This window comes from Aphanizomenon sp. UHCC 0183 (assembly GCF_009712065.1).
Lineage (GTDB): Bacteria > Cyanobacteriota > Cyanobacteriia > Cyanobacteriales > Nostocaceae > Dolichospermum > Dolichospermum heterosporum.
This window is the reverse complement of the sequence record NZ_VILC01000049.1, coordinates 6,867-20,213: the sequence shown is the minus strand read 5'-3', so window position 1 is coordinate 20,213 and position 13,347 is coordinate 6,867. Positions and strand designations below refer to the sequence as shown.

The window sequence follows — 13,347 nt, the reverse complement described above, 5'->3', positions numbered from 1 at the left end:
ATTGCCTATTGCCTATTGCCTATTGCCTATTGCCTATTACCAATTACCAATTCTCTAACTTTTGAAACAATAGGGCTACTTTATCTAAATCTTTGTTACCTGGTGAGTGTTCGACACCACTAGATAGATCAATACCATTGGGTTTAATTTGACTTAAAGCAGTCAAAATATTATCTGGTGTGAGTCCTCCGGCTAAGAACCAAGGAAGACTAGGGCTAAATTGCTGATTTAGTTGATGCCAATCTAAGGTTTGTCCTGTTCCTCCTAGCTGTTGGGGATGGTAAGCATCAAGTAGTAGAGTATCTACATAATCTGTGTAATGTATGGTGGTTTGTAGATGCTCTAAACTGCGGACTCGCAAGGCTTTGATAATTTCCACTTGGGGTAGGGATTGACGTAATTGCTGGCAAAATTCTGGTGTTTCGTCTCCATGTAGCTGGACACCGGTTAAACCAGACTTTTTGACTATTTGACTAATTTCAGAAATAGCAGTGTTAGCAAAAACGCCGATTTTATCAATATTTTTGGAAATCGGGGCGTTGCCTTCAGCCAGTGCAGCTATGGCTGCCTGAATTTGGGCTATGGTAACGTAACGAGGAGAAGTGGGAACACAGATAAATCCTAGTGCTGTTGCACCCAAGGCAGCTATAGCTAGAGACTGCTCTGGTTGAGTAATACCGCAAATTTTAACCCGCATTTCTATCAGAAAAGTTACAAATAATCACAAAAGTATCTTAATTCAAGTTAAAAACTTTTGCTTTGTCCTGGGTAATTTTATAATTCTGTAGGACTATATTCATTTTTTCATTTAGGAGAAAACAATTTCATGTCATCAATTTTATTAGCCGCAGCATCCGTTCCTGTTACACCAGTGTGGAGTCCTACAGTCGGTATCATTATCAGTGCCAGCAGCGCAGTTGTATTATTATTTACTTTTGCACTGAAATCTGCTAAAGTTGGACCTGCGATGCCTGTATTGCCTGTAAGTGTACCAGGATTCATTGGAGCAATGGCTTTTGGTCATGTAATTGGTATTGGTATTGTGTTAGGACTGACTAATATTGGTCGTTTGTAAGTTGGATTAACAAATTCCAGATCCCCGACTTCTTGGAGAAGTCGGGGATCTATGCTATTTAAAATTGTCTATCCTAGAGTTATACATACATTTCTCTCTATAAAAGAATTTCTGGAAATATCTAATAATGCAAACAAATTGGCAAATAGGTTCTTTATTTGGCATTCCTTTATTTTTAGACCCCTTATGGTTTGTGATTTTGGGGCTAACAACTCTGAATTTTGGGTTAGCTTATCAGCAATGGGGGGCTGTTGCGGGTTGGAGTGCTGGTTTGATGATGGCACTGCTGTTATTTGCTTCGGTGCTGCTACATGAGTTGGGACATAGCTTGGTGGCACAATCCCAAGGTATTAAGGTGAATTCAATTACTTTGTTTTTGTTTGGGGGGGTGGCGGCAATTGAGGAGGAGTCAAAAACTCCTGGTCAAGCTTTTCAGGTGGCGATCGCTGGTCCTGCGGTAAGTGTGATTCTATTTTTCTTACTGCGTCTAGGTTCAAGTTTGATTCCTGATAGTAACCCCTTAAATGAAATGACGGGAGATTTATCGAGGATTAACTTGGTGGTGGCTTTATTTAATTTAATTCCTGGGTTGCCTTTGGATGGGGGACAGGTATTAAAAGCGGCTTTGTGGAAAGTTACAGGCGATCGCTTTCAAGCGGTACACTGGGCAGCAAAAGCTGGACAAATTTTAGGTTATTGTGCGATCGCTTTGGGGTTTGCTATTGACTTCTTTACCAGAGAATTTATCACGGGTTTATGGATGGTTTTGATCGGCTGGTTTGCAGTCCGCAATGCTAAGAGTTATGACCGTGTCACCACATTACAAGAAACCTTACTCAAGTTAGTAGCAGCCGATGGCATGACTCGTAATTTTCGGGTAGTTGATGCCAATCAAACATTGCGAGAATTTGCTGATTTATATCTTTTAGAAACTACTACACCGCAAGTTTATTTTGCGGCTGCTGATGGTCGTTATCGGGGGTTAGTCAAAATTAATGACTTGCGGACAACGCAAAGAAGTGAATGGGAAACTCAAACTTTACAAACTATTGTTCACCCTTTGACGACAATTCCCACTGTGATTGAATCCGCTTCTTTGGCTGAGGTAATTAGGAAATTAGAAACCGAACAACTATCTCAAATTACTGTTCTTTCTCCTGCGGATGCTGTTGCTGGTGTCATTGATAGAGGGGATATTGTCCAAGCATTAGCACAAAAGTTAAATTTGCCAATTACTGCTGCGGAAATTAAGCGAATTAAGGAGGAAGGGAGCTTTCCCCCAGGTTTACAATTAGGGGTAATAGCAAAGTCTGTAGAACCATAAGAATGTCTGATACCGTAGCCATATCAGGATAATCAGGATTAAGGATGCTTGATGATTAATAAATCCTGTAAATCCTTAAATCCTGATTCTGACAATAAAATTTTTATTTAGGGACTTCCAAGAAATAAATTATCCTGATTAACGAACCACAGAGGCGCAGAGGACACAGAGGAATAAGGGTTTGAGAGATTTTTGCGTTAGGTGGTTGAGTATTTTTTTATTTGGAAGTCCCTTAGCAGACAGTTTCATCTGGTTGGATATTACCAAAAAGACGTTCACTCAACTTTGACAGGGTGAATTGATTCTTTTTTGTGAAAAAACATAATTTTAGCTCCTGCAAACTTTCACCTAAAAAAACAAAATTTATCATCCTAACTAGGGTTTGCTGAAAAAGTTGTCTGTGAGGGCAGGGAACAGGGAACAGGGAACAGGGAACAGGGAACAGGGAACAGTTTCAACTAAGTAGGTGAACACAATAAAACCAAACTGTGTAAAGAAATGTAAAATCGCCCAAACCCTCTTCACTCTTGCCTCTTGCCTCTTGCCTTTTGCCTTGCCATAACGACAATTTTCAACGCTCACCTACTTATCTGGATATCCTCAATTTTCCAAATCCAACAAAGAAAAATGCACCTATTTTGAGACACCATCAGCCAAAACCTTGCACTTTTTTGTGATAAAAATCCGCGAAACCCTTATTAATAAATGGTTTTAGCTTTATTTAGCAAGCCCTAACTATTGTTAAGTAATGGGACAGAATTAATTACACAATTGATTTTTCTGTTCCCTGTTCCCTGTTCCCTCTCTCAACGAGTGAATTTAATTTTGTCCGACTACTTAGTTAGGGCGATCGCGAAGCACTGCTGCAAGCAGTTCGCTTGGGATTTATCGAGATTAATTCAGCAATTGTTAAAAAATAAGCGTATTACTGCTTGTTTGCCGTAAATTTTTTTGTTAATAATAATTACACTATCCCAGTAAAATTAAAAAGTAATTAGGAGAAAATTAAATAACAGTTAACAGGGACTTCCAATGAGTTGTCATTGCGAGTGAAAGGAAGCAATCTCTTGACAACCGATAAACCACCTAAGGCAAAAATCTCTCAAACCCTTATTCCTCTGTGTCCTCTGCGCCTCCGTGGTTCGTTAATCAGGATAATTTATTTCTTGGAAGTCCCTTAAACTAAATCCATAGACTAAATCCTTAGACATTTTCTCAGCAAAGTTAATATGCCCCAAAATACGCCCAAATGGTTTAACACAGCAGGCCCTTGCAAAGCAGACATCCACTATATGCTGTCGTCTACAGAGCGGATACCCGAACTAACCCAACTAATCGCCCAGCAAAATTATTTTGTCATTCACGCCCCTCGACAAGTCGGCAAAACTACAGCGATGTTAACCCTTGCACAGGAACTAACCGCCAGTGGAGCCTATACAGCCGTGATGCTCTCCCTCGAAGTCGGAGCCGTCTTTTCCCACGATCCAGGGGCTGCGGAACGCGCAATTTTAGACGAATGGAAACAATCTATTCAATTTCGATTGCCTGAAAATCTTTATCCTCCAGAATGGCCAGATACCAATGCAGGAAGCATGATCGGCACATTATTTAGTATTTGGGCAAAAAAATCATCGCGTCCTCTAGCCATCTTTCTCGATGAAATCGATGCCTTAAGCGATGAGACTTTAATATCGGTATTGAGACAACTGCGATCGGGCTATCCCAATCGTCCACAGGGGTTTCCCCATTCTTTAGGTCTAATTGGAATGCGTGATGTGCGGGATTATAAAGTAGCTTCAGGCGGTAGCCAACGACTCAATACATCGAGTCCATTTAATATCAAAGTAGAATCTCTTACACTTCCCAATTTTAGTTTGGCAGATGTCAAAAAGCTATACGAACAACATACTGCGGAGACTGGACAGATTTTTACATCAGAAGCGATCGCTAGAGCATTTTATTTAACCGATGGTCAACCTTGGTTAGTCAATGCGATCGCTCGTCAGGCGACAGAGTTTTTAGCCAAAGATGTGACGATTCCAATTACAGTAGAATTAATCAATCAGGCGAAAGAGATTCTTATTCAACGACAAGATACGCATTTGGATAGCCTTGCGGAAAGACTCAGAGAAGACAGAGTAAAAGCAATTATTGAACCAATGTTAGCAGGGCAAGATTTACCGAATGTTCCCAATGACGATATTCGATATTTGTTGGATTTAGGACTATGCAAAATGGATAATAGCAGAGGTCTAGAAATCGCTAATCCCATTTATCAAGAAGTCATACCTAGAGTTTTAAGCTATACCACAAATGCTTCGATCGGGAGAATTGAACCGAGATGGTTAAGCGACAAGGGTGAATTAATACCAATGGAACTATTGGCAGCGTTTCTCGAATTTTGGCAACAACATGGGGAACCATTATTTAAAAGTACTCCCTATCCCGAAATTGCACCACACTTAGTGTTAATGGCTTTTCTGCATCGCGTGGTTAATGGCGGCGGCACATTAGAGAGAGAGTATGCGATCGGTTCGGGGCGGATGGATATTTGTTTGCGGTATGGGGATTTGACGTTAGGAATGGAGTTAAAAGTATGGCGCGATCGCAAACCAGATCCTTTAGCAGAAGGATTAAAGCAATTGGATAAATATCTATCGGGTTTAAATTTGGATACAGGTTGGTTAGTGATCTTCGATCGCCGTGAAGGTTTATTGCCACTAAGCGATCGCACCACCACCGAAAATGCCACTAGTCCCGCAGGGCGCAGTATTATTGTGATTCGCGGATGATTTTCGGTATTAGTACAAAACGGCGTAAATAAACCAACCATTCTAAATCCTCCAAAGGCCTATACTGTCTTCATTTTGACTTTTGACTTTTGACTTCCGCCTTGCGGTGCTAGGCGATCGCCATAAGTAGTGGGACAGATTTCAAGCCTTGTAATCTATCAAATTTTCAGAGATTTTAATGGTCATGCTATTTACGCCAACCTGTACTAGCTTTGGGTAATTCAGCATTGACAATCCAGAATTGGTCAGCACCAGCACCACCGGAAATTAAGGTATTGGTGGGAATTTGGAAACTGAAAGCGTTACCTTGTTTGGCGGTTTGATCGGCGATCGCACTGACAATAGTGGGTGCTTCGTTGACGTTGGTGATACTCAAGGTGTAATTGGCAAAAGCATCAGGGGTATTGCCAACGGTGGTATCATCAACATTAACGGTGACGCTGTAACTAGTTTTGGCTGTAGTCGATCGCTGTTCCTGCTTTCAGGTATAGCCCTGTTGCATCAACTGAAATTACCTGCTAAATGTGGGCAGTAACCATAAATAAACCTTAAGCGATCGCACCCTATCCCCCACATCAAGCTATGATCAAATAGAGTGCCAAAAATCTGTTGCCAATAAATTCTCAGCATCTTACCATGACGACTTCCACACCAGAACCCAATCAACCCAACACATCACTTACTGATACAAATCTGGTAGAAGACCGCAGTAAGCTAAGTAAGATGTATCAGCATTATGTAGAAGTGAAAGATAAATATCCTCATGCGTTGCTACTGTACAGAGTTGGTGATTTTTTTGAAACTTTTTTTCAAGACGCTGTAACTGTCTCCAGGGAATTAGAATTAGTTTTAACCAGTAAACATGGTGGTGAAGTCGGTCGCGTTGCCATGACAGGTGTACCTCATCACGCTTGGGAACGCTACACAACTCAACTAGTGGAAAAAGGTTATGCAGTGGTAATTTGCGACCAAGTAGAAGACTCCGCTGATGCCATTGGTTTGGTCAAGCGAGAAGTAACGCGCATCCTCACTCCAGGGACATTATTAGAAGAGGGGATGCTCAAAGCCAGTCGGAATAACTACATAGCGGCTGTGGTAATTGCTGTCAATCATTGGGGTTTAGCCTATGCAGATATATCAACAGGAGAATTTCTCACATCTCAAGGTAGTGATTTAGAACACCTGACTCAAGAGTTAATGCGGTTGCAACCTTCAGAAGTCCTGTTTCCCACCAACGCCCCCGATTTAGGTAGTTTACTGCGTCCTGGGGAAACCTCCCCATCTCTTCCCCAATGTTTACCACCATCATTCTGCTATAGTTTGCGATCGCAAGTCCCCTTTTCCCAAGCAGAAGCTAGAAGTAAATTATTGCAGAAATTCAAAGTGCGATCGCTCGAAGGTTTAGGTTGTGAACATCTTCCCCTCGCAGTTCGCGCCGCAGGTGGTCTTTTAGAATACATCGAAGACACACAAAAAGCCCATCCCGTCTCCCTGCAATTATTACGCACTTATACCCTCACTGATTATTTAATCGTCGATCATCAAACCCGTCGTAATCTAGAAATTACCCAAACCGTCCGCGATGGTACATTTCACGGTTCTCTATTATGGGCTTTAGATAGAACTAGCACCGCAATGGGTAGCCGAGCTTTAAGAAGATGGTTGTTACAACCGCTACTGGAGATTAAAGGGATTAAATCCCGCCAAGATACCATCCAAGAATTAGTAGAAAATACGCCCTTACGTCAAGACCTGCGGCAGTTATTAAGACAAATTTATGATTTAGAACGGTTAACAGTCAGAGCAGCCTCTGGTAGAGCAAATGCCAGGGATTTAGTCGCATTAGCTGATTCTTTCTCCCGTTTACCCGAATTATCTCGCTTAGTTGCCGATGCCCGTTCCCCGTTCTTAAAAGCTTTGCAAAAAGTCCCACCCATCCTCGAAGAACTAGCAGAAAAATTACACGCTCACATCGTAGAATCACCACCGACTCATTTAAAAGAAGGCGGTTTAATTCGGGCGGGGATGAATCCGTTGTTGGATGAAAGAAAAGCCACTGTGGAAAGTGATCAACAATGGATTGCCAACTTAGAAGTTGATGAAAGAGCCAGAACAGGAATCCCCACTTTGAAGGTAGGATTTAATAAAACCTTTGGTTATTATATCAGTATTTCCCGCAGTAAATCCGACCAAGTTCCCGATAATTACATTCGTAGACAAACTTTAACAAATGAGGAACGTTACATCACTCCTGATTTAAAAGAACGAGAAGCACGCATCCTCACAGCGCGAGATGATTTAAATCAGTTGGAATATCAGATTTTTGAAGCATTACGCAATGAAGTGGGTTCTCAAGATGAAATCATTCGGAATATTGCCCGTGCAGTAGCCGCGTCGGATGTATTATGTGGTTTGGCGGAATTAGCTGTCCATCAAGGTTACTGTCGTCCTGAGATGGTTACAGGTCGGGAAATTGACGTAATTGATGGTCGTCACCCAGTGGTAGAACAGTCTTTACCTGCTGGTTTTTTTGTCCCTAATTCGACTTGCTTAGGGGGGAAGGAAATGAACCACGAAGGAGCGAAGGAAGCGAAGGAAGAGGAAAAGAAGAATTTATCTTCCCCTGATTTAGTGATTTTAACCGGTCCAAATGCGAGTGGTAAGAGTTGTTATTTGCGTCAAGTTGGTTTAATTCAGTTAATGGCGCAGGTGGGTAGTTTTGTGCCGGCGCGGTCTGCTAAATTGGGAGTGTGCGATCGCATTTTTACCCGTGTTGGTGCTGTAGATGATTTAGCCACAGGTCAATCTACCTTTATGGTGGAAATGAATGAAACTGCCAATATCCTCAATCATGCAACGGCAAAATCTTTGGTTTTGTTAGATGAAATTGGTCGGGGAACAGCAACTTTTGATGGTTTATCAATTGCTTGGGCTGTAGCTGAATATTTAGCTGTTGAGATTAAATCTCGCACAATTTTTGCCACCCATTATCACGAGTTAAATGAATTAGCTACAATTGTTTCCAATGTGGCAAACTATCAAGTTACAGTTAAAGAATTACCAGACCAAATTATCTTTTTACATCAAGTTCAACCCGGTGGTGCTGATAAATCCTATGGGATAGAAGCCGGAAGATTAGCAGGTTTACCGACTGTGGTAATTCAACGGGCAAAACAGGTGATGGGACAAATCGAAAAACACAGTAAAATAGCCATGGGATTGCGTGAAGGACTTTAATATGAGGCTTCTTCGTCTAATGAAGTACAAAATTATCTGCGTTCATCTGTGTTTATCCTCTTCCATCTGCGGTTAATTCTTTCTTCATTGACTTATAGAAAAATTATCATTCCCAATCTTGAAGAGTATCACACAAAAAATTATCAGCAATTATATCATCAAATAAATAGGGGCAATCTTCAGGAAAAGTTCTTAATGGTAAATTAGTTTCTCGTAAGGCTAAATCAACTCCTGTTTCAAAAGCATCTAACATAGCTTCTGTTATCCGAGATTTTAAACTAGGGTTTTGTCTGAGATGTCTTTGAATAGCACGACGTTGTTCTCTAATTGTGAGAAACCAACTGCGAGAACGTTGTTCAGGTTGATATTCCCATTTCAATAAATGACCAATTAACACACCCAAACGACTTATCAATTCTCGATATTCATGTCTTCCCAAAGATTGAATTTCCTCTTGCAAATGTTGCCAGTCTAATTCTACAACTAGCTTTTGTTCTAAAGCTTTTGCTTGTTGTTGTGTCCAAGCATAGAAGTCTTGATTATACAAAGAAAAGTTATCCATATTCAGCGAATTTCATTTTCATTGTTAATGATATTTTAATCATATAACTTACAAAATAAGTCAGGGGTTAGAAATTTTTCAAAAAAGGATTGATTAGAATGTACTCACTTTTTCATTAATGCGACGCAATATATTAGCACCAAGAATGTAAGCATATAGACTAGCTGGCTGGAATGCGAAATTCACTCCTTTATACAGAAAGTTTTCATCTGTAATAGTTCGACTCGTTATCATAATTGGATGAGATATAGTTGGATTTTTCTTGACAAATTCTACACAGTTATCAAGTTCGGAATTTGACCTGTAGGGACGGTCACTCCACTTGACTTCAACAGCCCAAGAAGGTGACTGATTTGAGGGCTTTAAATGGACAATATCAATTTCTCCTGAATTCCAGCGTGCATAATAAAGCTCAATAGTCATATTGTGTTGCCACTGACTAAAAATAGCAGTTTCAGTCATCGCTCCCATAGCCTCAGAATCCGCATTAAGTTGTCCAAATAGCGCCGCTCGCATGGACGGATTGGTTAAATAAACCTTGAAACACACAGCCCGTTTAAATCTCTTTGCATTTTGGTCAATTCTCTCAACACGCCGAATTAAGAACGCAGCTTCAAGATATTCAAGATAACGCTTAATAGTGTTCTTGGCGACACCAGAAAATTGAGATAATCCCTCTAAATTTACTTCATTACCAGAGTTGTAAGCCAAGGTAGTAAAAAGTCTGTTTAATTCTTGAATATCACTGATACCGTAAAGACTAGGCAGATCGCGCAGTAGCACTTTATCAATAATATCACTTTTAATATACTGTCCAGGATCTTGCCGAATCGTCTCGGAAAAAACTGCTTCTGGGTATCCCCCAAAATTCAGGTAGTTAACAAACTCCTCATTAAGTGTCTCGATATTGGAGGTAGAATATTCATACGAATAAACAGGGTTTTTATTTGGTGTAGCGGTTATAAGTTCCGTTTCTCGACCAATGAACATCAAGTATTCAGTAAAAGTTAGAGGCGGGAGAATATAATCACTGAACCGCCCAGCACCGGATTCAGCACTTTTTAATCGCAGTGCAGCAGCAGCAGATCCAGTAGCAACAAAACGGTATTCAGCAAAGGAGTCAACAAGGGATTTCAGGTGTATTTCCCAATTACGCAAGTATTGAATTTCATCGAAGAATATAAATAGCTTGGCATCACGTTTGTGATTGAATAATTCTTGAAAGTAACTAAGTATTTTTTCTAGGGGAAGTCCTGTATAAATCGGGGTTTCCAGAGAGAGATATAAAATATTTTTCTCATCAATACCAGAGTTTAAGAGTTCGCGGACACTGTGATAAACCATCACAGTCTTACCGACGCGCCTGGGTCCCATCAAAACGACTGCACGACGAACGCTTACATCTAAGATTTTCTGATGAAAAGCCTCAAAATACTTTCGCCGAAGCGTATTCTCAAAAGCAATCTTCCCGTTCTTCCCTTGTTCCCACCAGGGGTTATCAAATTGAAGACGGGATATAATATCCTTCTTTGCAATTTCCAGCATGGGGAGATATAAGATTAGTAGATTAATCTTATTTTAGATAAAAATAGCATTAAGGTCAATGGATTAATCTTAATATCTTAATTTTCATCTGCAAAACTCTAATCATCATCTGGTTCAAATTGTGCCACTGTGACAGCATTAAACGCAAAAGATAACACTAAAGGAATCGGACATTTCCACAAAAAAGTATAAATCACTGCTAAAATAGTGGTGGATATGGCAGCAAAAGCCCAGTAAATTTCCTGATTGGTTAAGCCGTTTTCTTCTTTAATTACTCTTAACACATTCATGGGAATTGGTTCTGGCATCACTCCCCCCGGAGGAAACGCCCAATAATTACCACGTCTCTCGACAAATAAATCTGTCCAGCCATTTTCTAAGCACCACGCTTCAATCCATTGAATAGAGTAATGATTTATCATATAAATACCAATTTTGTATTATTGATGTATGCTGTTCGTCAATTTTAATAATTTCAAGATTCTTAGTCAGATATAGCAGCAGTCAATAAGTAAAAGATTTCTACTGGATAATTTTTCCCATAAACTTTTTACCTTATTTAAGTACATACTCGCTATAACCGTTGCTGATGATATTCAATTTCATGTCAACATTTAAATGGTTATCAAATATTTTTAGGCATCAAAAACCCCGCCCCACGGCTACCTCTACGATCCATACATTATCAGTTTTTTTCACTACTAGACTTTAAAAGATAAAAAACTTTACTTGTCATCAAATTTAATGAATTATTGTAAACAGTAATTGGAAAAAGGAGTAATTGCCATTAACCTTCATGCAACGCCCGAATTATCAACTGTTAACTATTCATCACTAATTGGGACTCATTAACTATGTTTTGGCAAAAAGGCTTAGGATGGATTTTGGGAATTATGCTTTGGTTCATCCCACAAACAGCATTGGCAGACTGGACACATCCTTTATCATATAGTAATGCAGAGTTGTCAAGACAAGACTTTTCAGGACAAAGTTTACAAGCTGCGGAATTTTCTAACGCTAACTTGGAAATGGCTAACTTTACAGGTGCGGATTTGCGAGGAACAGTTTTCAGTGCTTCAGTCATGACAAAGGCAAATTTGCATGGAGCAGATTTAACCAATGCGATGATGAATGAGGTAAAATTAATAGGTGCTGATTTAAGTAATGCCGTTTTAATCGAAGCTCTTTTACTCCGCACTGTCTTTACAGATGTTAATATCACAGGTGCAGATTTTACAGACGCAATTCTAGATAAAGCGCAAATTAAGGAGCTATGTCAAAAAGCCAGCGGTGTAAATTCTCAAACTGGTGTAGAAACTCGTGAGTCGTTAGGATGTCAATAAAACTTGGGATAATTGGTGGTGGACAACTAGCTTGGATGATGGCAGATGCAGCGCGTAAACTGGGAGTAGAATTAATAGTCCAAACTCCTAGTCAAAATGATCCGGCTGTATCTATTGCCCAAGATAGCATTTTTGCGGCAGTTGATGATGCCGCAGCCACAGAGATTTTAGCTACAAAGTGTGATATCGTTACCTTTGAAAACGAGTTTGTGGATCTTGCTGCTTTATCACTACTAGAAAAACAGGGTGTCTGTTTTCGCCCGACCTTAGCAGCTTTAGCACCTCTGTTAGATAAATATGAACAACGGTGCTATTTACGGGATTTAGGTTTGCCAGTTCCTCAGTTTTTAGCATTATCAGGGGAAAAAGCGGTAGAATCTCAGATTGAAAACTTGGGATTTCCGGTGGTTCTCAAAGCGCGAAGACATGGATATGATGGTCAAGGAACTTTTATCATTCCCGATTTTCCGACCTTATCAAAAATAGTTAATCAAAGTCGTACCCAGTTTTTAGTCGAAGAATTTGTACCTTTTACCAAAGAACTGGCGATAATTGCAGCCCGTTCTGTAAATGGGGAAATTATCATCTATCCAGCGGTAGAAACTCGCCAAGAAGAACAGGTTTGTCGGTGGGTAATTGCCCCAGCTAAAATCACCCAAGAGCAAAATTTAGAAATTGAAGCGATCGCCCATAAACTATTAACTAGCCTTCAATATGTAGGAGTCTGTGGCATTGAACTATTTCTCACCGCCGCAGGTAAAATTCTAATTAATGAAATAGCACCACGCACCCATAACTCTGGACATTTTTCCCTGGATGCTTGTGAAACTTCCCAATTTGAACTACATCTGAGAGCGGTGTGTGGTTTACCATTAACCAATACTAGATTACGTTGTGCTAGTGCTGTGATGGTTAATCTGCTAGGATATGAAAGCAGCCATAGCGACTATCAGAAACAACGTCAACAACTTGCCGCTATTCCCAAAGCTACTGTCCACTGGTACGGCAAAACAGAAGCTCGTCCAGGACGTAAACTAGGACATATCACCGTTCTCCTGGAGCAAGATACTCTGGATGAAGCCAAAGACACCATACACAAAATTGAATCCATCTGGTATCCCCCAGCAAAAATTTGCCAAAATTTTCCCTAAATAAATACACAAACTATTTTTCAAAGCTATAATGAGTTAGTTGCACTACGACGATTGGTGACTGCCATCAAGTTTTTTGATCTATGTCTTTAACAACAAGGGAGCTAAACAATTCTCGTGGCAGTATACCGGGCTTGTACCCGGAAACTTTAAATGAGAACCCTCAGTTCCCACCTGGTTTAACCAGGTCATAAACTTAGGTAAAACGGCGTTGTGGTGAACTAAAAATTTTAGCTCCCTGGTTGATGAAACTGGGGAGCTTTACGATATTTGCCTGACATTTGGAGGCAAAAAGCAAAATACAGAGAGAAAAAGATT

The 13,347-nt window shown here is 40.2% G+C and carries 11 protein-coding genes and 1 other RNA gene; 7 read left to right on the top strand and 5 right to left on the bottom strand.

What is annotated here, in order from left to right; all coding sequences use genetic code 11:
* Positions 1-43 precede the first annotated feature (43 nt).
* On the bottom strand, positions 44-697 hold the full coding sequence (locus FJR37_RS16630) for a phosphoribosylanthranilate isomerase (protein WP_168466567.1): 654 nt from the start codon (positions 695-697) through the stop codon (positions 44-46).
* A 129-nt stretch (positions 698-826) separates the two neighbouring features.
* On the opposite strand from FJR37_RS16630, the gene psaK reads away from it, so the two are divergent.
* The 3 genes from psaK (at position 827) to FJR37_RS16615 (ending at position 5,191) form a co-directional block, all read left to right on the top strand.
* The gene (gene psaK, locus FJR37_RS16625; RefSeq protein WP_027403464.1) at positions 827-1,075 is read left to right on the top strand and encodes a photosystem I reaction center subunit PsaK; all 249 of its coding nucleotides are present in this window, start codon (positions 827-829) and stop codon (positions 1,073-1,075) included.
* Positions 1,076-1,202: 127 nt separating this feature from the next.
* Complete coding sequence (locus tag FJR37_RS16620; protein WP_168466566.1) at positions 1,203-2,399, top strand: site-2 protease family protein; 1,197 nt, start codon at positions 1,203-1,205, stop codon at positions 2,397-2,399.
* 1,292 nt (positions 2,400-3,691) lie between these two features.
* Entirely contained in the window at positions 3,692-5,191 is a 1,500-nt protein-coding gene (locus FJR37_RS16615) for an ATP-binding protein (RefSeq protein ID WP_217355306.1), read from the top strand.
* Between the two features lie 187 nt (positions 5,192-5,378).
* Here the strand turns inward: FJR37_RS16615 and FJR37_RS16610 are convergent, their stop codons facing one another.
* Complete coding sequence (locus FJR37_RS16610) at positions 5,379-5,567, bottom strand: hypothetical protein (RefSeq protein WP_039203047.1); 189 nt, start codon at positions 5,565-5,567, stop codon at positions 5,379-5,381.
* Positions 5,568-5,827: 260 nt separating this feature from the next.
* Here FJR37_RS16610 and mutS point away from each other — a divergent pair, with 260 nt between their 5' ends.
* Positions 5,828-8,428 carry a DNA mismatch repair protein MutS gene (gene mutS, locus FJR37_RS16605; protein WP_168466579.1) on the top strand — a complete coding sequence of 867 codons (2,601 nt, stop codon included), beginning with the start codon at positions 5,828-5,830 and terminating at the stop codon, positions 8,426-8,428.
* A gap of 106 nt (positions 8,429-8,534) precedes the next feature.
* Here the strand turns inward: mutS and FJR37_RS16600 are convergent, their stop codons facing one another.
* The 3 genes from FJR37_RS16600 to FJR37_RS16590 form a co-directional block, all read right to left on the bottom strand.
* Positions 8,535-8,990 (bottom strand): DUF29 domain-containing protein, encoded by a 456-nt coding sequence (locus FJR37_RS16600; protein WP_168466564.1) that lies wholly within the window; start codon positions 8,988-8,990, stop codon positions 8,535-8,537.
* Between the two features lie 93 nt (positions 8,991-9,083).
* Positions 9,084-10,535, bottom strand: coding sequence for an ATP-binding protein (locus tag FJR37_RS16595; protein ID WP_168466563.1), 1,452 nt, complete (start codon positions 10,533-10,535; stop codon positions 9,084-9,086).
* Between the two features lie 98 nt (positions 10,536-10,633).
* On the bottom strand, positions 10,634-10,957 hold the full coding sequence (locus FJR37_RS16590) for a hypothetical protein (RefSeq protein WP_027402048.1): 324 nt from the start codon (positions 10,955-10,957) through the stop codon (positions 10,634-10,636).
* A gap of 432 nt (positions 10,958-11,389) precedes the next feature.
* On the opposite strand from FJR37_RS16590, the gene FJR37_RS16585 reads away from it, so the two are divergent.
* The 3 genes from FJR37_RS16585 (at position 11,390) to ssrS (ending at position 13,253) form a co-directional block, all read left to right on the top strand.
* The gene (locus tag FJR37_RS16585) at positions 11,390-11,878 is read left to right on the top strand and encodes a pentapeptide repeat-containing protein (protein ID WP_039205198.1); all 489 of its coding nucleotides are present in this window, start codon (positions 11,390-11,392) and stop codon (positions 11,876-11,878) included.
* The gene (locus FJR37_RS16580; RefSeq protein ID WP_039205196.1) at positions 11,869-13,029 is read left to right on the top strand and encodes a 5-(carboxyamino)imidazole ribonucleotide synthase; all 1,161 of its coding nucleotides are present in this window, start codon (positions 11,869-11,871) and stop codon (positions 13,027-13,029) included. Before FJR37_RS16585 ends, FJR37_RS16580 begins: the two co-directional genes overlap by 10 nt.
* Before the next feature lie 39 nt (positions 13,030-13,068).
* A non-coding RNA gene (gene ssrS / locus FJR37_RS16575) (6S RNA) lies at positions 13,069-13,253 on the top strand.
* Positions 13,254-13,347 lie beyond the last annotated feature (94 nt).